The organism is Sporosarcina sp. FSL K6-5500, from assembly GCF_038005665.1.
Lineage (GTDB): Bacteria > Bacillota > Bacilli > Bacillales_A > Planococcaceae > Sporosarcina > Sporosarcina psychrophila.
Genome location: NZ_JBBOTP010000001.1, coordinates 2,771,447 through 2,795,394 on the forward strand (window position 1 = coordinate 2,771,447; position 23,948 = coordinate 2,795,394).

Sequence of the window (23,948 nt, forward strand, 5' to 3'; positions counted from 1 at the left end):
GTCAAATAGAAATATCGAAGAGAAGATAAGGGGGGGAAAGAGATATGTCTTATACTATCACCAACAATTACATCCCGGAGTCCTTATCCCCCGTAGTTACAGTCTTTGCTACTAATTGGTTATTTTAATGATGGTGAGATGGAATTGCTGGATACAAATCAACTGAAGCAATATTTTGCTGTATCGGTCAAGCATTTAAAACCAGCCAGTCTTGCACATCGCATTATTACACATTAATGGTATACTTTGTATAAATTGAAATAGGGAAAAATGACATCAAATCTAAATTATTGATAGGTTCTATTGTTCTTGTGATTGGTGTTGCATTCGTTGGGGTACGTGCCATTTTTACTTACGGGTAGGTTTGTCATTTTATAGTAAATGTAACTTTTAGCCGAACGCTACGTATATATTAAAAAGGGGAGGTAATGTAATGCATTGGATAATGTGGATTTTCTGGGGGTTCTTTGTAACTTTAATTGTAGGCGTCTATCTTGTGGATTTTTTGACTAAAAGGAAATATAGTTTTCATGAACAGGAAAAGTCATTAAATCAGAATTCAGCTGTAAACGATACTCTACGAGAAGTGGGACGGATTGATCAACAAATTGGACCGTTTTAAATTAAGGAAACCTCATAAATACTTCAACTAATGAAAGCTTTAGTTGAACAAGTAGCTGCCTGTAAGGGTAGCTTTTCTTATTGAACTCTCATGAAAATTAAACGCAGCTCATTTCTTTAAAAAAAAGTACAGCGTCTAGATTATGGAACAGATTACTTGTTGTCTTGCGCGTTCTTCAATAATGTTTCGAAGATAGCGAACTAACTCCTTTAGAGAAGGAGTAATATAGGAAAAAAAGTACGTTACTTATTCAATAATTTTTATCTTTGGTTTAGTAAGCGGGATGTTTATTGTTATCCCTTTATTTGGTGATGTGTTTAGGTGAGTGTTTTTTATAATAGATGAATTGATGAAATTGCAGCAGAGAATGGGTGAAAGTTACCTGTTCTTTTTTATTTGACTAAAAGGAAGATTATCGGGAAGTGTTTGCAGACGTTATACGCAATATAAACCTTAGCCTTATCACCTGCCAAAAAGATGACAAATTAGTTGGAAAGTGACACTGGATTTTTGTAGTCTGATTAATCAATACGCATGCTATAATATATAAATATGTGGACATATTCCAAATAAATAAAAAAATGCAATTTTAGAGATTAAAAGGAGAATATGATAATGAAAAAAACAATGCTGTTAATGTTAACAGTTATTATTATAGCTGGTTGTAATGGAATATCTTCAAACAATACTTATAAGCAAGCAGAAGGCAAAGTTATTGTGGGTACTCACGATTATATAATGATGATAGGTGAGTTCGAATGGCTAGATACTGACGTGAAATTTAGAAAAATTAGTAGTTCAGATATAAATGACTTAGCAGTTGGATTCAATACATTACAAGTTGAAAAAGGTGGTAAATTAAAAATTGAAATTGAAGAAAATCCTTCATCTATCATCCTAAAACAATGGAACGAAGATGAAACAAGTGATGTTGTTGAACTTAAAGATAATGAAATAATCCTTCCATCGGAAGAGGGATATTATATTTATGAAGTTATCGTAGAATGGAACAAAGGAAAAGCAACTTATGTTTTTGATATTAATATAAAATGAAACAAAAATTCATTGGGATGGTTGTTAGTATACAGGATTTTGGGAGGTATTCTATTTTCTTGTTGTTTAGTTAAATTTACATAACTATAGATTTAAACGGACCTGGCGTTCAGCGGAAATCCTGTTAACTCAACGATGTATAAAATTGGATGCATACAAAAAACGAAGGACCGCAGGGGGAAACTGAGAGTTTATAGGGTTATGAAGTATAATTACCTGCCGAGAATTGACGTTTTGTTAACCTCGTGTGCATGGTTATACAAGGCTGTTCAGCGATCGAATTCCTTGTTGAACTAACTGGCAGTTTAGTGAGATAAGAGATATTGTGAAATTTAAAAAAAGAAGGGGATGATAAAATGGTGCTTTTTGTAGGGTATGTATTTGCATTCATAGGAGCACTTGCTGCTTATCATCTAAGCGAAGGTAAGTCAAAGAAAAGGAAATACATTGTTTGGGGAATCACTTTTATGTTGGTAATCTCACCATTATTATCTTTTCAGATTGGTTTAACCTATGGCTTAATTATTAGGAATATATGGGCAATACCAGTAACAATTATTATACTGTTTACGATTGGTTTCATCATAGGACTAATTATACTATTAATAGGCATATTCAAGAAGAAGGGAACGGACGTTCCTGTATAAATCATTAAACTCCCATGGAAATTTAAAAACGCTCTAAATCTATAAAACCGCATAACAAAAAAACACAGAAAAAGTTTTTTGAAAAAAGGCTGAGCCTTCAAAATGATTATATTAAGTTGAAAGTTAATCAGAAACCAACTCCATTCTTCATAAAATAAAGGCAGGCTGGTGCAATAACCAGAGTAGGATTAATCTCCCATGAGTGCTACTCGTATAGAGTGCGACAGTTTATGATGCACCGTGGTCGTTGGAGTCAGACTAACGGATGGGCTCTATGGCACCATAGTTAATCGACCTTCCTCTCCCAGCCGTAATATCCAATACCCGTACTGTACACATTTTCATCCCCTATGGTGTAGCGCTGATTTTGCGCTTCATGTATGGCTAATGGGGCAGGTTCGTTCGAGAGAAAATTTGAAACATTTTGCATTATAAAACGTATTACAGGTGGTAGGATTTATATTATGGAGGTGTTTTTTTGAAAAGAATTTCTCTTTTTATAATTTCTTTGTCTTTAATTATCTCACTGATGGGATGCAGTTCAAGTGTTCAAAGTAGTATAAAAGATTTTAATGACAATGATATTGCAGCTATTGTCAAAGACAAAGAAATTACGATAGGTGAATTAAGATTTTTGTATCCAGATGAAGAGGTGTTGGAAAGTATTGAGGGAACTGTAAAAATCGAATTAATTCTGCAAGAAGCTAAAAGAATGAATTTGGATGTTTCCGATAACAAAGATCTACAAGAGGAAACAATGATGTTGCTACCTCTTAGAGATAAAGAAGATCCATTCGGAAAATCTATGATTGATTTTATCGAAATGCAAGCTCAAAAGTTAGGTATGAAACCTAAAGAATATTATAAGAAGTACGTAGAAATCAGGAGTGAACAAATTGCTTATATAGATGCTTATACGCAAGAAATGTTTGGTGAACCAGACGCATACAACGAAGATGGGTTAGAGGTATACAATAAAAAAGCCAATGACTTTTTGAATGAATTTGTAAAAGAACATAAAAATGAGATTAAAATACTAATTAAGTAACTTTAATATGCATCTCTTTTTTCTTGTTTCAGAAGGAAAACTTGTTTAGATTAAGAATATGTACAGATATAACTGCGGGTTATAAATTCATATTTGAATAGGTGAAAAAAATGATTTCAATCGATAGAAAACTAAGATTACGAGATTTAGAAATTTTTCGTTTCTTTAAAGACAATAAAATGTTGGCTTATGTCATTATTGAAGATACTAGAGGACCATTTACAGAAGAAGATAAAAAGTTAGAGCCACTTTGTTTTTTAGATGACGAAGATATAAATATAATTGTTAATGTATTCAAAATTTATTTCTTGTCAGATGAACCTTTAGAAAAAGAAGATTCGATGATGTTAAGACAGTTTTTTGGAGAATTAGTTGACATTAGTTCTGTTACAAACTATATTACTCAAGAATTTATACAGAAAGACTTATATGAACATGTGGATGATTCGTGGGATATTAAAACTCATCAAAGAATGTTAGATATAGTTGGTTCAAAGTATAAGATCCAATCAATTGATGAAGAAAATTGGTTAAATTTATCTCAAGAATAATGTCAATTTAGTTAAAAATGGGTTACTTAGGTAACTCTTTTTTCTTGTTGAACTAACGGGGCAGGTTAGTTGAACAAACTTTCATATTAATTATGATATCGAAATCCAATAAATGGTATGATTTGAAAAAGTAGGAAGAACACAATGAACAAAAAATATAGCAAGTGGTCTGCCATATTAAGTATTATTTGTGCAATAACTATTTTTACTTCTTATGCAATTGCACCACAAGAGCCTGAAGGCTCGATGGTTGTACTTCTAAAAATATTATTTTTCACTTTCATTATCGCGGGTGTTCTTAGTCTGATACTTAGCTATTTGGCGTTTAAAAACAAAGAAGAAGGCTTTCTGAAGAAGATAGCCCCTATTATAATTTTATTGATATTGTTAGTGTTCGCCCTTTCACTTATTGGAATAGTAGTAAGTCTGGGTGATTTATTTTAATGTCGCTTATTGCACTAACTGGTGCGATTGCTTTATAAGCGATTTCGTCTATATCGCAATTGGGCCAGATTGACGAATCTTATTTCGAGTCAAAAACGTTCAAAAGGTAAAGGAGTTTTTTTGATGAGCATTTCTGAAGTTACTATCCTGCCACTGATTTACAGCGGAATGTTTATTTTCTTTTTAGTTCCATCTGCTAAGAAGGAAAGTAGAAAAGTGCATAAAGGACAATCAACCTTTCTATTTGTTTTTAAAGACAACTTAGGTAAGATGGTCTTTCAAAAAAAGGCTGTATTGGCTTTAGCATTGTTCGGAATTACGTTATTCATTATCCAGTCAGTGTTTGCTGGTGCAGAATGGCATTATAATGCGCATAGCGGCTATCCACCGATTAGTTATAAATCATCAGCGCTATTCACCATGGGCGGTACGATAATATATACAGCCATGCTCTTGCTAGCACTTGGATACGGGAGAACGATAAAAAGTATGAAGAATGCAAAGTAACAACAATCGGGCGCGATTGTTGAATAAATTGCCTTAAGGCGAGCTGGCTGCCCTTAAGGAAACCATATAAAGCAAACGGGCCAAATTATAGAATAACTATGTATTTGAAACTTAATTTTGCTTAAATCGTAATAAATATAAGAGTGAGGAATATAAAAAATGTATAACCATGAATAAGCCACTAAGAAAGGTGGGATATAAATGAAAAAATATCAATTCAATGATGTGAGATACATGAAAAAAAAGAATGCTATTCAAGTGGAAAACAGGGAGAAAGAGAGTGTTGGAACCATTGAAAAAGCAGATATTACAGGATGTGAAAAGAGAAGTGTAGTGTCATTTACTGCTCACAAAGGATCCGAAATTAAGATAGGGATTAAAAAACGAAATATCAAAAACTTACTTGTTGCTACATATATCATTGAAACAGAAGAGAAGACCTATTTTTTGAAAGATAAGCCAGGGAATAGCCTACTCTACTTTTGTGTTGTAGGAAAAATTGATGAACAAGACATACGTATTGAAGAAAATTGGAGCAGCGAGATAGAAGTGAAAATAGACCAAATTCATATCGCTACTATCAAAGCAAATGAGTTCACGCTTAAAACAACTATACTCACTGAAGACAATATTTACGAATCAACTTTACTTTTTGCTGTTACTATTTTGATGTACTTTATGTATAAAATTTATAAGAATGAATCCGAATTCGTTGAAAATATATTGTTTGATTAATGCGGACATAACTAGGTACTCATGTATAACCTTAAGTCTTAATATAAAGGAGCAACCAATTGGATTCATCGAAGTTTAGGATTAGTCGATTGTTTTTGTATTTTCTACTAGTATCGGTATTTCTCTTTGTATCGGGTAATGTCGGACGATATTTAATAGAAACTCACGATATTGAACGAAAAGTAGCCATGCTTCTACAAGGGGGGATTTTTACTGGATTAACGCTCATTGTACTCTATATACTGAAGAGAAAAAGTCCCGAATCGTTTAAAAGTATCGGCCTAAAAGGTGTAAATTCATCATCTAAGATGGCTATTGGAATTGCATTGCCTTTTATCTTACTTGGAGTAGGTATTTTAACGGCCTATTTATTCGGCGGGATTGAAAATCTCAGTATGAACTTGACAACAAGTGCTGTAATTTCCGTTTTAATCAATACAATAACAGCATTTATATACGAAGCATTTCCAGAAGAAGTCTTTATACGTGGTTTAATATTTGAAGAGTTGCAAAAAAAGTTCCGCTTTTTTACTTCGTTAATTTTGCAACCGTTAATCTTTATTTGTGTACCGATAACAGTGATGGCGATGGAATCAATATTCTTTGATAAGCCATTTGCAATAACTATAGATTATTTTATATTACTCTTCGCTTTTGGAATTGCTCTACAGCTTTATAGAGCATATACCGGTTCACTATGGATGAATATAATATTCCATTTGGTTTACCTTGAAGTAGCTAGATATATTTCTCTGGGAGGTATATATGAATCAGGTGTTGCGCTTTTAGAGTTTGATGAGACGTTTGAAGGCTTCATGTCGCTATACTTATCATTTTTGTTTATTGTAATACTTAGTGTCGTGGTGTTATCAGTTTTAATATTAAATGATAAAAGAAAAATAAGACGTAACCGCTCTTTGTGATTAGGATTTAATAAAAAATACTTTAGAATAACAAATCTACTACAATCGGGCGCGATTGTTTAATAAGCGTCTCTGTTCTTATTAAACTAACGAGGTGCTTGTGCGGCCGAGCCTAGGTCGTATCATATAGCGGGTGGGATTCCCGTCGAGAAAGAACTAGCCATTCACTCGTAGCGAGTCTTGGAGGGCTATTGGTAACAGTAGCCTTAAGCGTAGACAGTTAGGTGGCGGGCCGAAAGCCAACTGGTTGAAGGGATTGAGCTCCATAATGTTAGTAAATCGAGAGGGCTTATGCCTTAAGCACAGCAGAAAGCTACATTTTATCCATCGTTAAAGGCAAGAAGGATAAAACCTCTCTGGAGTCAGAGACCTTGGCACGTGTCACATTGATAGGATACGGCAACTCGGGAGACCCTACCGGTCTTTTCTGCTTATAGAAGAGTATGGTGTACAAGCGATAATAAGCAAGGAAGCCAAATGCCGTTGTAGGGAGTCGGATAGCAGCGTAGTACCAATGAAGTTGGGTAATGCCGATGGAGGAAAGGATGCTACCAAGTTATCACCCTTATTAGGGACACATTTACTACACACAGAGGTAGGGATACTAAATGGAAACAAAACTAGTAAGGATAGCAGAATCAGCAAAAATCCGAGTGAAAGAGATTAGCTATTTTTTGTGAATGGTGACTAGGAAGAGCCGTGTGCGTAAATAGCGCAAGCACGGTTCTGTGAGGGGGGAGGAACACAATTTACCGTAAGGTAGAGAGGTTCCCTTCTACTCGACTACTGGAACAACAATAATGCTCTTCTTATTGTGCTAACGGGGGAGTTTAGTTTTTTAAAAAGATGACAATCACTTGTTACACTCTTCAGGGGAGTTTGTGAGGTAGGATGGTGATATCAATTGAGCATTCCAGTTTTAGGGTTGATTTTACAAGTGTTTTTTATGTTATCTATTTCTGTTTTTAACTTTATTAGAATTTTTGTAATGGAACAGTTTAATGTATATCCAGTAGCATTTTTTGAGTTATTTCTTGGATTAGCCAGCTTTGTTAGTGGGATATATGGTATTTTGAAAAGAATTAATCCTTTAATTTCTATATTCGTTTCTCTTTTTGGGGTACTAATTTGTGTATTTTTTGTCTTTGTTTATCTTGTACCTGAAGCAGGAATACCACCAGTTATCCCTTGGTTGTATTCTGAATAAATTTAGGTCTTTGTTTACTAACGGGCGCTTTAGCGGAAGATTATTGAGTTGCTTTGGCAGCTCTTTTTGCTTATTGAACTAATGCCGTAGTTTTGTTTAGGAGGAAAAAAAGAGGAAGTTATTGGGGGAGACATTATATTATGAGTACATTTGTTTATATGGTGAGACACGGTGAATCGCCAAAAGAAGGAAACGATAGAACCAGAGGATTAACCGAAAAAGGTTATTTAGATGCTAAACGAGTGACTGACATTTTGAAAGATAAAGAAATTGATGTAGTTACTTCAAGTCCATATATACGCTCAATTTTAACTGTAGAACAGTTAGCCCAACAAATAGGAGAGGAAGTTTTAGTTTTTGAAGATTTAAAAGAGAGGATATTCTCTTCAGGAAACAATCGAGTATCAGATAAAGAATTGGTTCCACTTTTAGAGAAGTCATTTTTTGAATCAAATTTCTCTTTAGAGGGAGGAGAATCAAATGCTGATTGTCAAAAAAGAGCTATAAAGGTCTTAAAAGAACTATTAGAAACTTTTAGAGATAAAAAAATAGTGATAGGTACTCACGGGGCTGTTATGACCTTGATGATGGAATATTTCGATAGCACTTATGACTTGGATTTTTTACATAGCACATCAAAACCTGATATTTATAGAATGGAATTCAATGAAAAGAAATTAGTGAATGTTCAAAGACTATGGGGTGTAAATATTGATGTTAACCAATAAAAAAAGTTTTTTGTTCTTAAACTATCGGGCGTTTTAGTTTAGTAATCATCTGCCTTTACAGGGCAGATTTTCTTATTGAGTAATGTAGTTAACTTCCGTGAACTTGCTAGCGTAATGTTAACTAGAGGTGTATGGCGCATACAAGTTCTTACATCGATCGAATCGAAGGTTTGCGGGTGGAGATAATCGAGATTCTTGTTAAACTAACGGGGCAGGTTAGTTCAATAAGAAAAGTCATACTTAGCCATATTATGAAGTGGTGTTACGAGATAGTAGTAGGGGCAAGGTAATAAGCTACCCAGTACTAGACGTACCCGAAGTTTATCGGAGTAAATAGTATGACTTCACTTTATCAATATTTAAATAATGATGCATGAAAGAAATGAAAAGGAGTTGATGAAAGTGATAGAAGACCTATCCAAAGAAGAACATGGTATGAGTGGAACCGTCCGTTCTAAATTATTTGATAAGAACTTAGAAGTGTGGATTGAAGAAGATGTGAGCGTTGAGTATGTCAATTTATGTGCAAAGTCTCTCAGTAGTATAGATGATAACCTTATAGAAGATATATGCAAAGCAGCCATCACTTACTCCGAAGACTTCTGTGAAATGGTTGGACAAGTGCCTCCTAAAATTGAAAAGATGAGGGACATCCTTCAGTATGTAGAATTTGGCTCTATGCTTGTAGATGAGCCAGAGGATAATTCGGTACCAGTTGTCCATTTAATAGGAGGCTGCGAGTGGGAACCAGAGCATGGGATTGAAGTCATTATCCGCAATGGAGAATTAATCTACCTGGGAGCTTACAATGGTGAATGGGCGTGGGGAGAACTGGAACACTATGAGGAAGACTATAACTATGCCTTTGTGGTAAAACAAAGTGTAGAAATAGAAAAAGAGAACTTAGATTAACATTAACAACTTGTCCTTTGTTAAAAATGAATTTGGATATGCTTCTGCAAGCTCATTTTTCTATAAAAACCAACCATTAACTTTAACATAGCCATAGAGAAAAGAATTATCGTAGTCGGCATGATTATCCTTTAATAACATCTGATTTTCATAATCCTTCTTCAACTAACGGGGCAGGTTAGTTGAAGAAGGACTTGCTGAAAAAAGGGGGAAGACAATGACATTTGAGGAGTTAATAAAAGCAAACGATTGTTATATATCATTTGAAAGTATCTTAGAACCAAGAACTGAGGATAAAAGACTTAGAATAATAATCAACAAAAGTGATAATCCAACAGACTTACTCATCTTTCCTCACCCTGACAGCAAAGTGGTAACCTTACAAATTGATTTTAAAAATTACGTTACCTATTCTGTTATTTATGATGATTTTACTATATGGGATGATAGTGAGGTATTTCGGGGTAAGTCATTTCGGATTTATGATAAGTCTAATTATTTTGATTTCATACAAAGGAAATCGTTTCTTCCAAGCGGTAAATTAACACATTACTCATTAGCTTGTATTGAACATAAAGTAGATATTATTTCAAAATTTGAACCAGTAATTACAATTATTAACTCAGAAAACATTAAGTAGTTTGGTTAATATTTATTAAACTAACGGGTGCTTTAGTAGAGTAGAGCAACGTCTTTTAAGACGTTGCTCCTTTACATTTAAAAGTACTTCTGATAATACTCTTTCCTTAGCCTACCGCTTAATTGAGCGTATATCCTTGTGGTTTCGCTTTTTTCATGCCCCATAAGACTTTGTATGACTTCAATAGGAGCCCCATTATTCAACAAATGAGTTGCATAGCTGTGTCTAAGTTGGTGTGGATGAATCTCTTTATTGATTTCAGCACGATTTGAAATCCGCTTAATGATGTATCGCATTTGGGCAACACTCATTTTATGTGGCTGCCTTACAGTCACAAAGATGTCAGGATTATTGTCATTACGGCTTTCAATATAGCGTTTAAGCCATATGTCGCAACGTGTATTAAAATAAACTTCCCTTTCCTTATCACCTTTTCCCCTAACGATCGCGGATTGATTGGACCAATTAATATTGTTCTTTTCTAACGCTACTATTTCTCCAATTCGGCAACCGGTAGAAAACATGAATTCAAAAATCGCTTTTTCCATTGGGGAATGACAGGATTCACGAAAGTGTTCAATCTCCCGTTCGGTTAAATACTTGGGTATCCGCTTACCTACTTTGGGCTCTTTAATCTTGCAAGTTGGATTCTTACTCAGGTAGCCTTCTTCATGAGACCAACGAAAAAAAGATTTCATAAAGCGGATGCGATGTGCAAGACTAGCTGGTTTTAAATGCTTGCCCGATACAGCAAGATATTGCTTCAGTTGATTTGTATCCAACAATTCCATCTCTACATCATTAAAATAACCAATTAGTAGCAAAGACTGTAACTGATGTCAATACCGGGTTAAAATTCCCCAAAAACGCCGGACTAAAATTCCTCACTTCATTGATTCTGATACTGAAGGCAGAGGGAACACCCCAGCCTTCTTTTTCTCCTCCATGCGATATGAATCGCCTTTAATACTAAAAGTTACAGAGTGATGCAAGAGACGATCTAAAATCGCTGTTGCTAACACATCGTCTCCAAATATTTTTCCCCATTCTAAGTAAGATTTGTTTGAAGTAATGATCATAGCCCCTTTCTCATATCGCTTGGAAACGATTTGAAAAAACACATTGGCTGTGACTTCATCGAAGTCAAAGTATCCAATCTCATCCAAAATAATAAGATCCGGTTTACATAAACGTTTCATTAAATAAGAGAGAGTACCTTTTTGAGAAGCTTTTTGACATTGCTCGCCTAATTCATCTGCCGTCATAAATAAGACTTGGTAGCCTTTGGCTAACGCTTCTAATCCAAATCCGATGGCTAGATGTGTCTTTCCCACCCCAGGTGGGCCAAGGATGATTCGATTCTCTCCATTTGCGATAAAGCGACAGGTACAGGTTTCTTTGACACGTTGCTCACTAATACTAGGCTGAAAGCTAAAATCGAATTCATGAATCGTTTTCGTATAAGGAAACTTCGCCTTTCGTATTCGTTTTGCCAATGCCTCTGATTCTCGATTTTCCCATTCCTGTTTCACCAGGGTGTCAAGAAAGTCAAAATATGATAAAGTATTGGCAGAAGCACTTTCAACCAGTTCATCTAGTTGTTGTGCTGTCTGTTGCCATCCGAGCGTTTGTAAGCGCTCTTCGAGTAATGAATGCATGAGTTATTCTCCTTCCTCGAGCGCAGCGTATATAGCTAACGATCGACTTTCAACAGTCGGTATTGGAGTAGGAGAATCTGGGGTCGCCAAACCATCTAGATTCGTTTCCTGCTCTTTTTTTGTTCCAGGTAATCCCTGATAATGCTCAGATTTCATCGTCATTTGATGTCTTCCGTCTAGTAGCGGATGCACGGCTATGCGCTCATACTCATCGTATAGTTCAAGCATTCCTTCATTAGTTTCATGTAATTTAACTTGCTGTCCGGCGTACCGATACGGTACGGAATACTTATTCTGCTGATAGGAAATAAAACAATCCTTACTCACTTCCCGGAGTTCCCATTGTCTTACTTGATACAGCGGTTTTGTATTCCATGTAATTAAGAGAGCACGCTCTTCCTCAAACCGATCACATGGACGTTGTTGCGTAGTTTGATTGCGCTTTTTGTGAACCACCTCATCCAACCATTTACGTACTTCTGAATTCAAATCTTCTAGATTTTCAGGAAGGCGACGCTTAAGGAAATTTGATTTTAAATAAGCTACAGCCCTCTCTACTTTTCCTTTCGTTTGTGCCCGATAGGGCTTACATGCTTTCGGAACTACACCATAATAGGATAGAAAATCCTCGAACTTTTTGTTAAACCGAATCTGGCTGACACTATGTTTCGTGACAACCGTTCGCATATTGTCGTAAAGAAGCTGCTGGGGAATGCCATTGAAATAGCTAAAGGCATTCATATGACATTTCATCAGCGTCTCCTGCGTCATATCCGTTGTAAACTCAATGTAACGTTTACGGGAATAACTCAGGATAATAATAAAGGCGTACAATGGACGTTTCAGACCATCTACATAAAACTCTCCGACATTCTCTGCCCAATCTACTTGCGCCTGCCGTCCAGGAATCGTTTCAAACCTAACGGTTGCTTGTTTCTTAGGTGCCTCCCGGTAGGGCTGGACAAATTCTCGAAGAATAGTACTTTTTCCTTCGTAGCCTTTCGCTCGAATTTCTTCCATTAAGACTGCACAATTCGTGGTACCTTCCTTTATTCGTTCCAGTAAATATGGTTTGTATGAATCCAGCTTACTTCCTCTTTTTATTCTTTTTTTTGATTGAGGGGTTGTTGCGGCCTCTAAATATTTCCGGATAGTTTTTCGATCAAATCCTGTTTCCCTTGCGATTGCACTAATCGTCCAACCTTTCTGTTTCAATTCTCTTATCATAAAAAAATCCTCCAACAATAAGGTCATTCCTACACTTCCAATCTATCTCTATCTGAAATAGATTATCTGTGAAAACTGGGGAATTTTAAACCGTTATTATTGAGGATTTTAACACCGATATTCACAACTGATAAGCCTTCAACGTTTGTAGTGAAAAACCCTCTATTCGTTTATCAGCTTCAAACGAAGACCATGCTTTTGACAATAACAATTCCATTCCCCCTAAAGTAGTAATGTTAAAGGAATTATTGCCAACTTAATAGAGTTATAGACATAAGGAGTGATTTTACTAACGGGGCAGGTTAGTTCAAAAAGTAAAAGAATAAATAGTGTGAATAAATAGATAGAATAGAATAGAATAGAATGGAATGGGGCGAAAAAATGGAGAGGAAGTTTAGTAAGTATTCCACCATTTCAGTTGTCGTTGGAATTTTTGTTGCATATATGGCTTTTCCACCGATTAATATTACTATTTTGGGTTGGTGGGGAATATTCATTGGATTTGGTGTCTATTTAACAGGCATAATACTTGGTTTCGTTGCTTTCTTTAAGAAAGAAAAAGGGTTTATGAAGTATATCTCGTTACTTTCCATTTCATTAGGTTTTTTATTTATTGCATTTCTCTATGCAATCCTCGGTAGAATTTAACGAAATTAATTTGATGACATAATTATACTAACGGGGCAGGTTAGTTCAATAAGCAGGTGAATTGGCAAGGATATCGAAGTAGTCAATATAAGGAAATTTATTCAAGTAAGAGGGCAAGTTAGTTAAAAACAATAGGGGTGAGAAATATGAGTGACCGATTTGAACTAAGTTTTAAAAACAAGGTAGTTAGAATGTGGTTGATTATTATGATACCAGCTGTGATAGCAGAAATATTAATTATCCAATTTACCAAAATTCCAGTATTCACGACAATACCTTGGATAATCTTTTTTATTTGGCTTTATTTTTATAAGAGGAAACAGAAGAAAGAGCATTCCGTTTCCTAGTGGTTTTATTCTAAAAGGATTGGTTAATTCCTGTTCTTATTAAACTAACGGGTGCTTTACTTGAAGATCATTGAGCTGCTTAGACGGCAATAATCAATATAAGGAGAGCGTTATGATTACTTATAGAAGAAAAATAAGGTTGAAAGATTTAGAAATATTTATGCTTTTTAAGAAAGGAATTTCGTTAGGGTATCTAATTATTGAAGATTTGAAAAGACCTTTAACAATTGAAGATGTTAATATGGAGTTCATTTATATGACGAAAGAAGATGTTGGTATATACAAAAATATTATTAAAGTGAATCAATTTCATAATGCGTACTTTTAAAAAATCATAAAGAAACAGAATTTGAAATGATTTCTTAAAAAAACGAATGAAATAGACGATTATGCTGTTGCGGATAGTTGAAGCTGTGTAAGACGATCAACTGCAAGTTTACTGGCATTGTATGCAATATGAACCAAGTCGAAATGAACTTTGGCTTTGACTCCGGTACAATGATAAATCTGATCTAGCAGAAAAAAGCCTTTTAGATAAGCATTTACACGTTCAACGGAACTTCGTTCCTTATAAATTTCATCCCATTTCATTGACCCACGTGCTGGTGCTGTGTAACGTCTTAGATCGCCAGAAATTTTCTTTTTATAGATTTTCTGACATAAACTGTCGTTAGCTAATGGGCAGTCCTTACATTCGTTTGGCCGTGTGTATTTCAACGTTTTGTACTTCGCATCGAAGCTATCATAACGATAGGAATGTTCCCGCACGCATGTGGGTGCGAAATGCTCATCAAAGCCTATTGGCTCGGGCTCGTTCTTCTTATTATAAGCAATGATAGATTGCGCTCCATTACGATAAATCTGTTCATAAATTGGTTGGTAGTCGTAACCAGCATCCATTGTCACATGTTTTATTTTCAATAACGGAAGGCGTTCTTTAGTACCTTTTAATAATGGGATTGCAGCTTTTCCATCGTTAAGATTACCAGAGGAAAACAGAGATTGAAGAATGTATTGGCTCTTCGTCCCAACTGCCAGATGACATTTGAATCCGTACCAAAATACGTTTTTCCCTTCACTGTTCTTCTTTATTCCCCACTTTGGTTGTGTGGGAACTGAGGAACGAAGTTCCTTAAGCGGTATATCAAGTTGGTATTCAATTTTCTTTTCGTAAACCGGAAGATTCGCTTCTATTTCGGCTTTATCAATTAGCCATTGTTCACGTTCCTCTTTCTTTTTACGCCCTCGTTTTTGGGGTTCTTTTTCAACCTTATCTGATTTATATGGAGCACGATCACGTGCTTCTACATGCGTTGCATCAATGGCTATCGTTTCATCTGAGACGAAACCTTCTGATATAGCCTGAAGAAGTAGGCTTTCTTGAACAATTTCTAACGCATCAGAATCGCTAATCAATGTGATCATACGTGAATAAGAAGCTTCGGATGGGATTTCATCTGATACCAAGAATCCACAATCAACTTTAAATCGTAAGTCTGTAGAGAGACGTTTTACTAAGTCTTTAATAAAAGGAATACGCTCGGTGATTCGGATGATCAATGAATAGATCATTGCAGAGTAATTAAGCGATTGTTTAGGTCCGAATCTAGACTTTTTCATTACTACGTCAAGGATCGGATGAATCTCAATACCGGATAAAATTGAATTAAATCGATGGGTAGGTTCCAAATCAAATAAAACTTTCATGTCAAACAGGCTTTCTTGTCGTATAATAGGCATAGAGCATTTCTCCAGTCTGTTAATGTGTGTGTCAGAACTCTCATTATACAGGATTTGGGGAGGTGCTCTATTTTCTTGCCGTTTTATACTTAGAGCCGCAAGGGCTCAGAGATATGAAATTGATTCAAGTAGATATTCTTTCGGATGAAAAACTTAGTAAAGAGGATGCGAGTATTTTTGAAGAGTTTGCTTGTGATTTAGTAGACACAAAAGATTTTTGTACAACAATATTTAATTTCAAGGTAGACCTAAATTTATTTGTGGAACTGCCCTTGGATGAAGACATCCACGCTTATAGAAAGATACTTGAAGCAGTTGATTCAAAATATGATATAACACACGTTGAATTAAATAATTTAATGTATCTTTCGCAAGATTGATAAGAAAAGTTTGAAACATTTTATATTGCAAATTTCTTATTGAGTAATGGAGTTAACTACTTCCGTGAATCGGTGTTATGTAAACCTGGTGTGTATGGCATATACAAGCCTGTTCAGGCTTGATCCCATGGAGCAATTCCAGTTTTTTGTTCAACTAACGGGGCAGTTTAGCGCAATAACTAAATGGGATATTATGCACTTTACAAAATGTTACAATACAGTTGAATGAAGAGTATAATTATTATCCATATAGGGAGGAATGAAATTGATGATTTTATTGAATCCTGAAGAGTATGCAAAGGTTTGTAAATGTTCATTAGAATTAGCTACTAAAAGATCGGCTTATTTTGAAAATCTGTATAAAAAACATCTTGAAGCTGTTTGTCCTACCTGCAATGCTACAAACGGTAATTTATACTATGCCGATGATAATAAAATAGATGAAATAAATATAGTCTATATTCGGTGTGGAAATTGTAAAGATACATTTTCTTGTAGTGATGCAAGACTACGTGATTGGCAAGCTGGAACGGGATTGCTTGATCAGGTGCTAGATGTAATCAATTATGGTAAGTTCTCTGTAATGGGATTTGCTTATGATGAATTGTCGGAAGAAGAGTGGTTTCAATTTGTAACGGAGTCAACTAATAAATTATATAATGATGACTTGTGAATGAGTGTACTTAAACTAACGGGTGCTTTAGTCGAACAAAAGGGGCTTCTTAGGAAGCTCTTTTTCTTATTGAACTAACGGGGCAGGTTAGTGGAAGAAGATGTTTCGAATTGGAAAGTTAAATCTACATAAAGTTTTAGGTTATAATGTTCAAGAAAAAAGCAGGTTTGAATAAAGGAGAATTGATGTGACTAATTACGAAACGCAGTTGATAAATATTATCAAAAATGACGAGTATATAATCTCTATTTTAAAAAGCGTTGAGAAATTAAATTTAAATGATGCTTGGGTTGCAGCTGGACTCATTAGAAATAAAGTGTGGGATGTTTTACATAACATCAATACACCTATAAATGACATTGATGTTATTTACTTTGACAACATAGATACTTCGTGGGAAACAGAAAAAGATTTAGAAAAAAATTAGAAATTTTAATACCTAACCAGCCGTGGTCGGTAAAAAATCAAGCACGTATGCATTTAAAAAATGGATTTGATTCTTATAATTCTTCTTTTGATGGTGTTGCCCATTTTACAGAAATACCAACTGTAATAGCTGTAAAATATGCAACAGTGAACTTAAAATAATGGCTCCATACGGACTGGATGATTTGTTTAAAAAGATTGTTAAACCTACTCCATATTATCAAAATAATAGCAAGTTACGTTCAATATATATTGAGCGTATGCAGGAGAAAAAATGGCATGAAATTTGGATTGATTTATCTGTGGAAGTTTGATTTTATTCTTCAACTAACGGGTGCTTTAGTGTAACAACAGTAATTCTTTTCTTATTGTGCTAACGGGGCAGGTTAGTTTAACAAAACGTATGAACAATTATGGTAATATGGGATTGAAAAGGGGAGTGTTTGTGACCTATCTAACCATTCTTTATATCTGTTTGTTAGCGGTGTTTATCAGTGCTATTGGTGGTTTCCTGAGCTATAAAGTAAGTCGTGAATTTTTTAACGCTGAAACACTTAGATATATATTGGGAGGCATAGTAGCTTTACTTTTAAGCTACCCAATGACAATATTTCTGCAACTTGGTGGAGTATGGTTCTATCACTTGCCTATCGCAGTGCTGGCACTAGTGTTATATGTCGCGTTCTATTTGAATTCAAAGGGTAATTGGAAATTGATAGCGTGGTTCGGTTTAGTTGTGTTAACTGTAATTATTGCAGCACACGTTTATCTAATCATAATCTCTATCTTCTTAAGCTAACTGCGTACGCGCGACAAGTTCTGTTATAAATGTTAACAGCGTGAAAGACAGGAGATTCTGTGATTTTAAATTTCAACTTTACAAATGAGGGTAGGAATGAAGGAACCACGTCACCTAAAACTATCGCGTTAATACTTCTGCTTGCATTATGACTGACAGGTTAGAAGTTCTGAAGCCAGATGAAGTCGTCAGAACAATGACTAAAGACATTCCTAAGGAAAAGGTATGCCGAGCGGCTGAAAAGCTAGACATGGTGAGAATAGTTCCTTTATAAAGGAACTGACGGACTTTCCAAAAGGTTTAAAGTTAGAACATGAGGAAACTCATATCCTATCCAACGATGGGCTAAATGGTGTAAAGTGAAAAAAGCACCTTATGAATAACAGCAAGTGCAGGGGGAGAAAATGAAGAAAGAAATTAAGATTGTATTTAGTATAAGTTTTATATTTTACTTATTGGTATTGGTGTTTATATTATTCTTAGGTTTTAGGGGTTATAGGTATGACCTGCCATTCTTAGAGTATATGAAAAACTCTTCAAATTTCGTTCCATTTAAAACTATAAATACATATTTTCATGCAATACTTGATAGAAGTATAAATTTGGATATCCCTATCAAAAACCTTTTGGGTAATTTTATTTTGTTTTTACCAATGGGTATTTATTTACCATTTTTCATAAAGAAAACAAACAAAGTAATGGTATTTTCTATTTCAATGATTGTATTATTATTTATTATTGAGGTAATGCAATTAGTTACAAGAAAGGGTAGTTTCGACGTCGATGATTTCATCCTAAATATGCCTGGTGCTTTAATAGGGTTTGGAATTTGGAGAACAAAGTTTGTTCAGAAACTACTTAAATAGAACTGTAATTATTCTTCAACTATCTGGTGCTTTAGTGAAGAGTCGGCTGCCTTTAAAGGGCAGCTTTTCTTGCGTAATGGAGGTAACTACTTTCTTGAACGGCTTTAATGTTAACCTACCGTGTATGATTTATACAAGCTCGTTCATAAAAACGTTCTTTCTATTAAATCAATTGATCATCATACAAAAACAGTTCTTATTTAATTCATGGTTTCCCAATAGTAATCTGGCATTGTTGCTATAAATAAATCATTTTGTGTGAGTTCTAAATCTGTTATAATCCCGTCTTTTGCTTCAAACAACCTTTCTACTTTCCACTCATTAGTATCACCTCCAAGTTTAATTAAATATATTATTCCATCTTCATTAACACCAAATAAGTTGTTTCTCTTTTTAATTAAATATTTAAATTCATAATTGGTTTGTATTTTATTCCACCTATCATCTTTAAGATTTTGAATCCACAATGTGTAGTCTGAAAGAAGGAACAAATCATCTCCAATTAACTTCATATATGATGGTGTTTCTAAACCTTGGGCTAATTCAATGTTAATCCATTTATCACCATTATTCTGATGAATATTCCCATTACTTGTTAAAACAATCACTGTACCCCCATCAGAAATTTGCAATGAAATAATTTTCTCGGATTCAGGTTGAATAATTGTATTCCAATTTTCACCATTATCGATTGTTTTGTATATATAATTGTTAGATAAAATGACGATATTATTATTTGTTGAGTAGTCAATTTTCTCAATCTTATTTTCTGTTGTAAAAATTCTTTTCATTTTATTTTCAGAGGTTTCAATACGCCAGAGTCCTAATTCAGTCGCAGCATATAATTCATTATCTAAATTAATCCATGCATTTAGAATTTCCTCATTAAAATTCAATGCATTCCAATACTCTCCATAGTTTTTACTAAACTCAATAAAAGGTTGTACTGAATAATTAAACACCCTCGGCTTTTGATCTCCCCAAATAACTACTTGATTATCATTAGCTGATATCCCCAAAATAGCCTTTCCATTTTTTAATGTTTCAGATTCGTCGGATCCTAAACGTGCTTTGATCACCCCTCCTCCTTTTGGTACTTTGTGTCTGGCACCCACTATTTCTCCGTTTCTAGCATCGAAAGTTATTCGTGTAAAAAGGCTATCCTTATCATTTCCTAAAACAGTTACAGTTGGTTTACCGTTTTCACCATTAAGTATAAAATTGTATCCTGTAGCCCAATCCACTCCTTTTTGTAAACCATATTTTTTCTGCGCGAATTTCACTAGATCAGGACTATCAAATTTAATATCATCTAATTTTATTTCTCCAAAACTAGCTCCCTTCCCCTCATCAACTCCACTTATTTCCCCTTTTGAAATTAATACAAATAATTGTTGATCGGTACTTGAAGCCTCAAAACTCAAAGTCCATTTATATCGTTTCCCTGTTGCTCCCCTTGTTCCTCCCATATCTTCATCAACACTGGTTACAATTACTAAATACGCATTCTCATTCCATTTTTTCGCTCTATTTAATCCAAGATTAATAGCCTCTTTAAGAGTTAATTCAATACCGACATCAGAGAGTGCATTTTTTTCATTTTTAATCCCTAAATAAAAAAGACTAAATACTATCGAAAGGGTAACTAGGACCCAAAATACTTGTTTAATGTTACTCAATATTAATCACCCATTCCCCTTTTTAAATTTGTAGCTGTAATCTAAATTTATGTTCACCTAACGGATAATATGGATATTGGATTGAAGGAGTTATAAAAGGTAGTTGCTTCCGGAGTTATTTCTATCGTTTTCGGTTATACAGATAAAATTCCTCTTTAGTAAAATCCCCTTATTCAACTAACGGTGGTAATAGGTAAGTATTTGATGTTATCTTCAACTTCCCCGAGTCGTAGCATTGTTCTGCACACATTTTCATCCAAACAAAAGAAGTTAAACACTATGATTAATATTGAAATGAAAATGACAATATGTGAGGTTTTGAAAGTGAAGAAGTGAGCATATGTAAATTTAGTACCTTGGTTCTGTTTAGTTTTGTCCTTCGTGATTATATTCGACTAAATTATGGTAACCGTCACCTTTGCTTACTCAGGAGAGGTTTTTTGATATGAATGATGTTTGATTCCTCTACAAATAGGCGTTCGTATGGTAAATTAAGTACAGTGTAAGTAAAAGGAGTTACGGTAAAATGAATGATTTTTTTGAACGAAAAAAGAAAGAATTGAATATAGATTTGAATGAAGTGCAAAAGAAAGCAGTGCTGCAAACAGATGGTCCGCTTTTACTTTTAGCATGCCCTGGATCAGGGAAAACGACGACAATGATCATGCGAATCGGTTATTTGATTGAAGAAAAGAACGTCAATCCGAAGCGTATTAAAGCAATTACATTTAGCCGGGCATCTGCGCGCGATATGACGGAGCGTTTCACAAGGTTTTTCCCGCACAGTGCCCGCGTGGACTTTTCCACAATCCATAGTTTGGCATTTATGATTGCGCGTAGCTACTTAGAGAAAATAGGCACAACATATGAGCTGATTGAAGGAAGTAAAACAGGGCGTCAGTCTATCAATAAGGCATTTTTATTGAAAGGCATATATAAAGACGTATTGAAAGAGGATTGCACGGATGACGAACTGTCGTCTCTTTCGACATTCATCAGTGGGATTAAAAACCGTATGATCCCACTCGGGAAATGGGAGGAGCTTGAAGGGCCTGTTGATAAGGCAGGACGCATTGCCAGGAAATACGAGCAGTATAAGACGCGTACAAGTGGTCACCTGCTTCTTGATTTTGATGATATGCTGACAATTGCGGAACAGGCACTTCGAGAAGACGAACAACTTAGCGAGCACTTTCGAAACCTCTACGACTACCTCCTAACCGACGAAAGCCAGGACACGTCCCTTGTTCAACATAAAATTGTGGAGCATCTTGTGGCGCATCACGGCAATCTTTGTGTGGTTGCTGATGATGACCAGTCGATCTATACGTGGCGCGGGGCGGAGCCGGATTATCTTCTTGATTTCAAGAGTGTCTATCCAGATGCTCAAGTGCTGATGATGGAGCGTAATTACCGTTCGTCAAAAGAAATCGTGGAGATGTCTTCGAAGTTCATCAAACGGAACAAAAAGCGCTATCCAAAAGACATGCATACAGAAAACAGCAAGGTTGAGCCAATTTATATCAAACAGCTTACTAGCCCGAAACAGCAATTAGAATACGTAACTTATGAACTGCTGAACGAGAAGAATTTGAATGAGATTGCTATTTTGTTTAGGAACAATTCATCGTCAACGATGTTCGTGAGTGAACTGCACAGACGAGGGATTCCGTTTTATATGAAGGATGCAGATGACAAGTTTTTCACACATTGGATTGTCGAGGATATTTTGAACTTTATGCGTCTCAGTTTTAATATGGAACGGAAAGATGTATTTGCGAAGATCATCATGAAAATGAATGCCTTTATTTCACGAAACATGCTCACCCAGTTTGAAAATACTGCAACAACGGGGAATGTATTCGATGCATTTATTCAAACGGTTGAAATGAAAGACAGTCAAGTCAAAAAGTTAGCTGACTATAAAAAAGGATACGCTGTGATTCCAGAGATGCGTCCGGAACGAGTGATTCAACTGATTCGGAATGATTTTGGGTATGAGGCGGCGCTTAAAAGTAGAGCTGAAAAGTTTGGATTCCGTTTTGAAAGCCTGCTTAGCATTTTAGATACACTTGAAGGAATTGCATCACAACTCCGAACGATGGTGGAATTTGCGACGCGTTTGAAAGAACTTGAACAGGCAGTAAAAAATGCGAAATTCAATGCACCTGAAAATGCGGTGACGTTATCGACATTTCACAGTGCGAAAGGGCTTGAGTTCCGGCGTGTGTTCATGATTGATTTACTAAAAGGGGTTATTCCATCAGAGGAAGATGAGAGTGATGTAGCGATGTTGGAAGAAGCGCGTAGGCTCTTCTACGTCGGGATGACACGTGCGAAAAACCGACTTGAATTGCTGTCATATGGTCAGGACGAAGGGAAGCCAAAAGAAGATTCTAGGTTTCTGAATGAAGTAAGGGGCCTTCTTTTGAAACCGGGTGAAGCGAACAAAGAGCAGAAGCCAGTGAAGATTAGGAAAGCGTCGATTGCACTAAATCCTGATGGTATTCAAGATAGTGACGAGCTAGCGGTTGGAACAGCGGTCAAACACCGTGTATTCGGGCAGGGTGAAGTCACACGGCGTGATGGTGATGAAATTCATATCCAATTTGGTAAAATCGAGAAAAGGCTTGATCTTGAAACGGTTCTTTCCCTTAGGTTACTTGAGAAAGTTGCCCTATGAAAAAGCTCTTATGGATTGGATTGGCAGGAGCGGCAGGAGCAATTATACGCGTGGCGATTGGCCATGTCGTTTCCAACGATTCAGGATTTCCCTTTTCGACGCTAGGTGTAAATATTGTGGGAACGTTTTTGCTATGTTTTATAGTAGCAGGAGCTTTTCGCAAACTAGCAGCGGATAAACAATTGCAAGATATCGTAACGACGGGTTTTCTAGGTTCTTTTACAACGTTTTCAGCGTTAAGCATGGAGACTATATTACTGATGGAAAAAGGTCAAATTCTCTTGGCTGGATTGTATATCATTCTTAGTATAATCGGCGGACTTACTGCCGGGGCGCTCGGCTTTCATCTAGGCAGGAAGAAGGTTTGTACATGACTTTCGTGGATTTATTGATGATTGGAATCGGAGGCTTTTCCGGTGCAGTCATTCGTTATTTTATTTCAGCAAAGATGAATGAGCAGGATGGGTTACCAGCTGGAACATTGCTCGTCAATCTGGCAGGGTCCCTAATGATTGGAGTCGTTTTCGGGCTGGAACTACCTTTATGGGCGACTCTGCTGTTTGCCTCCGGTTTCGCAGGGGCGCTGACGACCTTTTCCACGATGAATAAAGAGCTGTTAATCATGTGGGAAAACGGTAGGAAAAGGAATGCGGTACTCTATCTTCTGCTTATATATATATCGGGAATCGGCCTTGCATTTCTAGGCTACCTGGCGGGAAGCAGTGTTTACTAAATTTGTCCGTTTGAGTTGAGTACATTTGGGAATAGAGTAGTAGACTACTAAAATTCCGAATGGAGGAAACGA

25 protein-coding genes and 2 pseudogenes are annotated in these 23,948 nt (G+C 35.7%); 22 read left to right on the plus strand and 5 right to left on the minus strand.

What is annotated here, in order from left to right:
• Positions 1 to 433 precede the first annotated feature (433 nt).
• The 13 genes from MKX62_RS13325 (at position 434) to MKX62_RS13385 (ending at position 10,017) form a co-directional block, all read left to right on the plus strand.
• A complete protein-coding gene (locus tag MKX62_RS13325; protein WP_067206551.1) occupies positions 434 to 622 on the plus strand; it encodes a hypothetical protein in 189 nt (62 codons plus the stop codon).
• A 615-nt stretch (positions 623 to 1,237) separates the two neighbouring features.
• The gene (locus tag MKX62_RS13330; RefSeq protein WP_067206554.1) at positions 1,238 to 1,675 is read left to right on the plus strand and encodes a hypothetical protein; all 438 of its coding nucleotides are present in this window, start codon (positions 1,238 to 1,240) and stop codon (positions 1,673 to 1,675) included.
• A gap of 356 nt (positions 1,676 to 2,031) precedes the next feature.
• Positions 2,032 to 2,322 (plus strand): hypothetical protein, encoded by a 291-nt coding sequence (locus tag MKX62_RS13335; protein ID WP_340741608.1) that lies wholly within the window; start codon positions 2,032 to 2,034, stop codon positions 2,320 to 2,322.
• 478 nt (positions 2,323 to 2,800) lie between these two features.
• Complete coding sequence (locus MKX62_RS13340; RefSeq protein ID WP_340741609.1) at positions 2,801 to 3,370, plus strand: hypothetical protein; 570 nt, start codon at positions 2,801 to 2,803, stop codon at positions 3,368 to 3,370.
• A gap of 110 nt (positions 3,371 to 3,480) precedes the next feature.
• Positions 3,481 to 3,921, plus strand: coding sequence for a terpene synthase (locus MKX62_RS13345; protein WP_340741610.1), 441 nt, complete (start codon positions 3,481 to 3,483; stop codon positions 3,919 to 3,921).
• Between the two features lie 144 nt (positions 3,922 to 4,065).
• Positions 4,066 to 4,365 (plus strand): hypothetical protein, encoded by a 300-nt coding sequence (locus MKX62_RS13350; RefSeq protein ID WP_067206563.1) that lies wholly within the window; start codon positions 4,066 to 4,068, stop codon positions 4,363 to 4,365.
• A gap of 123 nt (positions 4,366 to 4,488) precedes the next feature.
• Entirely contained in the window at positions 4,489 to 4,872 is a 384-nt protein-coding gene (locus tag MKX62_RS13355; protein ID WP_340741611.1) for a hypothetical protein, read from the plus strand.
• A gap of 201 nt (positions 4,873 to 5,073) precedes the next feature.
• Positions 5,074 to 5,607, plus strand: a complete 534-nt coding sequence (locus MKX62_RS13360; RefSeq protein WP_067206568.1) for a hypothetical protein — start codon at positions 5,074 to 5,076, stop codon at positions 5,605 to 5,607.
• Positions 5,608 to 5,666: 59 nt separating this feature from the next.
• A complete protein-coding gene (locus MKX62_RS13365; RefSeq protein WP_067206571.1) occupies positions 5,667 to 6,530 on the plus strand; it encodes a CPBP family intramembrane glutamic endopeptidase in 864 nt (287 codons plus the stop codon).
• Between the two features lie 904 nt (positions 6,531 to 7,434).
• Positions 7,435 to 7,737 carry a hypothetical protein gene (locus MKX62_RS13370; RefSeq protein ID WP_067206574.1) on the plus strand — a complete coding sequence of 101 codons (303 nt, stop codon included), beginning with the start codon at positions 7,435 to 7,437 and terminating at the stop codon, positions 7,735 to 7,737.
• 140 nt (positions 7,738 to 7,877) lie between these two features.
• Positions 7,878 to 8,465 carry a histidine phosphatase family protein gene (locus MKX62_RS13375; RefSeq protein ID WP_340741612.1) on the plus strand — a complete coding sequence of 196 codons (588 nt, stop codon included), beginning with the start codon at positions 7,878 to 7,880 and terminating at the stop codon, positions 8,463 to 8,465.
• A 402-nt stretch (positions 8,466 to 8,867) separates the two neighbouring features.
• Positions 8,868 to 9,377 (plus strand): DUF6985 domain-containing protein, encoded by a 510-nt coding sequence (locus MKX62_RS13380; RefSeq protein ID WP_067206581.1) that lies wholly within the window; start codon positions 8,868 to 8,870, stop codon positions 9,375 to 9,377.
• Between the two features lie 217 nt (positions 9,378 to 9,594).
• Positions 9,595 to 10,017, plus strand: coding sequence for a hypothetical protein (locus MKX62_RS13385; protein WP_082786501.1), 423 nt, complete (start codon positions 9,595 to 9,597; stop codon positions 10,015 to 10,017).
• A 77-nt stretch (positions 10,018 to 10,094) separates the two neighbouring features.
• Here the strand turns inward: MKX62_RS13385 and MKX62_RS13390 are convergent.
• From MKX62_RS13390 to istA, 3 genes and pseudogenes are all read right to left on the minus strand, one after another.
• Positions 10,095 to 10,856: pseudogene (locus MKX62_RS13390) on the minus strand (tyrosine-type recombinase/integrase); the annotation flags it as partial.
• Positions 10,857 to 10,901: 45 nt separating this feature from the next.
• Positions 10,902 to 11,675 (minus strand): IS21-like element helper ATPase IstB, encoded by a 774-nt coding sequence (istB, locus tag MKX62_RS13395; RefSeq protein ID WP_340741390.1) that lies wholly within the window; start codon positions 11,673 to 11,675, stop codon positions 10,902 to 10,904.
• A gap of 3 nt (positions 11,676 to 11,678) precedes the next feature.
• Positions 11,679 to 12,929: an IS21 family transposase gene (gene istA, locus MKX62_RS13400; RefSeq protein ID WP_422397631.1), complete on the minus strand. Its 1,251-nt coding sequence runs from the start codon at positions 12,927 to 12,929 to the stop codon at positions 11,679 to 11,681.
• Positions 12,930 to 13,283: 354 nt separating this feature from the next.
• On the opposite strand from istA, the gene MKX62_RS13405 reads away from it, so the two are divergent.
• Positions 13,284 to 13,550, plus strand: coding sequence for a hypothetical protein (locus MKX62_RS13405; RefSeq protein WP_067206586.1), 267 nt, complete (start codon positions 13,284 to 13,286; stop codon positions 13,548 to 13,550).
• Positions 13,551 to 14,057: 507 nt separating this feature from the next.
• Entirely contained in the window at positions 14,058 to 14,225 is a 168-nt protein-coding gene (locus tag MKX62_RS13410; RefSeq protein ID WP_340741613.1) for a hypothetical protein, read from the plus strand.
• A gap of 59 nt (positions 14,226 to 14,284) precedes the next feature.
• Here MKX62_RS13410 and MKX62_RS13415 read toward each other — a convergent pair whose 3' ends face one another.
• On the minus strand, positions 14,285 to 15,637 hold the full coding sequence (locus MKX62_RS13415) for an IS1182 family transposase (RefSeq protein ID WP_338652378.1): 1,353 nt from the start codon (positions 15,635 to 15,637) through the stop codon (positions 14,285 to 14,287).
• 113 nt (positions 15,638 to 15,750) lie between these two features.
• Here MKX62_RS13415 and MKX62_RS13420 point away from each other — a divergent pair, with 113 nt between their 5' ends.
• From MKX62_RS13420 to MKX62_RS13435, 4 genes and pseudogenes are all read left to right on the plus strand, one after another.
• Positions 15,751 to 16,017: a hypothetical protein gene (locus tag MKX62_RS13420; RefSeq protein WP_340741614.1), complete on the plus strand. Its 267-nt coding sequence runs from the start codon at positions 15,751 to 15,753 to the stop codon at positions 16,015 to 16,017.
• Positions 16,018 to 16,282: 265 nt separating this feature from the next.
• Positions 16,283 to 16,690, plus strand: a complete 408-nt coding sequence (locus MKX62_RS13425) for a hypothetical protein (protein WP_156475971.1) — start codon at positions 16,283 to 16,285, stop codon at positions 16,688 to 16,690.
• A 316-nt stretch (positions 16,691 to 17,006) separates the two neighbouring features.
• Positions 17,007 to 17,430 (plus strand): annotated as a pseudogene (locus tag MKX62_RS13430) (nucleotidyltransferase family protein).
• An 889-nt stretch (positions 17,431 to 18,319) separates the two neighbouring features.
• Complete coding sequence (locus MKX62_RS13435; protein ID WP_340741615.1) at positions 18,320 to 18,781, plus strand: VanZ family protein; 462 nt, start codon at positions 18,320 to 18,322, stop codon at positions 18,779 to 18,781.
• A gap of 200 nt (positions 18,782 to 18,981) precedes the next feature.
• Here MKX62_RS13435 and MKX62_RS13440 read toward each other — a convergent pair whose 3' ends face one another.
• Positions 18,982 to 20,460 (minus strand): WD40/YVTN/BNR-like repeat-containing protein, encoded by a 1,479-nt coding sequence (locus MKX62_RS13440; RefSeq protein WP_340741616.1) that lies wholly within the window; start codon positions 20,458 to 20,460, stop codon positions 18,982 to 18,984.
• Between the two features lie 526 nt (positions 20,461 to 20,986).
• Between MKX62_RS13440 and MKX62_RS13445 the strand changes: the two genes are divergently transcribed.
• The 3 genes from MKX62_RS13445 to MKX62_RS13455 are packed head-to-tail and all read left to right on the plus strand — an operon-like array spanning position 20,987 to position 23,876.
• Entirely contained in the window at positions 20,987 to 23,143 is a 2,157-nt protein-coding gene (locus MKX62_RS13445) for an ATP-dependent helicase (protein ID WP_340741617.1), read from the plus strand.
• The gene (locus MKX62_RS13450) at positions 23,140 to 23,517 is read left to right on the plus strand and encodes a fluoride efflux transporter FluC (RefSeq protein WP_340741618.1); all 378 of its coding nucleotides are present in this window, start codon (positions 23,140 to 23,142) and stop codon (positions 23,515 to 23,517) included. The genes MKX62_RS13445 and MKX62_RS13450 overlap by 4 nt, the downstream gene beginning before the upstream one ends.
• On the plus strand, positions 23,514 to 23,876 hold the full coding sequence (locus MKX62_RS13455) for a fluoride efflux transporter FluC (protein WP_340741619.1): 363 nt from the start codon (positions 23,514 to 23,516) through the stop codon (positions 23,874 to 23,876). The genes MKX62_RS13450 and MKX62_RS13455 overlap by 4 nt, the downstream gene beginning before the upstream one ends.
• Positions 23,877 to 23,948: the final 72 nt, after the last annotated feature.

Coding starts and splice junctions, on each gene's coding strand:
- MKX62_RS13435 (WP_340741615.1), top strand. CDS start 18,320: ATGAAGAAAGAAATTAAGATTGTATTTAGTATAAGTTTTATATTTTAC.
- MKX62_RS13335 (WP_340741608.1), top strand. CDS start 2,032: ATGGTGCTTTTTGTAGGGTATGTATTTGCATTCATAGGAGCACTTGCT.
- MKX62_RS13455 (WP_340741619.1), top strand. CDS start 23,514: ATGACTTTCGTGGATTTATTGATGATTGGAATCGGAGGCTTTTCCGGT.
- MKX62_RS13415 (WP_338652378.1), bottom strand. CDS start 15,637: ATGCCTATTATACGACAAGAAAGCCTGTTTGACATGAAAGTTTTATTT.
- MKX62_RS13420 (WP_340741614.1), top strand. CDS start 15,751: ATGAAATTGATTCAAGTAGATATTCTTTCGGATGAAAAACTTAGTAAA.
- MKX62_RS13355 (WP_340741611.1), top strand. CDS start 4,489: ATGAGCATTTCTGAAGTTACTATCCTGCCACTGATTTACAGCGGAATG.
- MKX62_RS13385 (WP_082786501.1), top strand. CDS start 9,595: ATGACATTTGAGGAGTTAATAAAAGCAAACGATTGTTATATATCATTT.
- MKX62_RS13345 (WP_340741610.1), top strand. CDS start 3,481: ATGATTTCAATCGATAGAAAACTAAGATTACGAGATTTAGAAATTTTT.
- MKX62_RS13405 (WP_067206586.1), top strand. CDS start 13,284: ATGGAGAGGAAGTTTAGTAAGTATTCCACCATTTCAGTTGTCGTTGGA.
- MKX62_RS13330 (WP_067206554.1), top strand. CDS start 1,238: ATGAAAAAAACAATGCTGTTAATGTTAACAGTTATTATTATAGCTGGT.
- MKX62_RS13325 (WP_067206551.1), top strand. CDS start 434: ATGCATTGGATAATGTGGATTTTCTGGGGGTTCTTTGTAACTTTAATT.
- MKX62_RS13450 (WP_340741618.1), top strand. CDS start 23,140: ATGAAAAAGCTCTTATGGATTGGATTGGCAGGAGCGGCAGGAGCAATT.
- MKX62_RS13410 (WP_340741613.1), top strand. CDS start 14,058: ATGCTTTTTAAGAAAGGAATTTCGTTAGGGTATCTAATTATTGAAGAT.
- istB (WP_340741390.1), bottom strand. CDS start 11,675: ATGCATTCATTACTCGAAGAGCGCTTACAAACGCTCGGATGGCAACAG.
- MKX62_RS13360 (WP_067206568.1), top strand. CDS start 5,074: ATGAAAAAATATCAATTCAATGATGTGAGATACATGAAAAAAAAGAAT.
- MKX62_RS13445 (WP_340741617.1), top strand. CDS start 20,987: ATGAATGATTTTTTTGAACGAAAAAAGAAAGAATTGAATATAGATTTG.
- MKX62_RS13375 (WP_340741612.1), top strand. CDS start 7,878: ATGAGTACATTTGTTTATATGGTGAGACACGGTGAATCGCCAAAAGAA.
- istA (WP_422397631.1), bottom strand. CDS start 12,929: ATGACCTTATTGTTGGAGGATTTTTTTATGATAAGAGAATTGAAACAG.
- MKX62_RS13350 (WP_067206563.1), top strand. CDS start 4,066: ATGAACAAAAAATATAGCAAGTGGTCTGCCATATTAAGTATTATTTGT.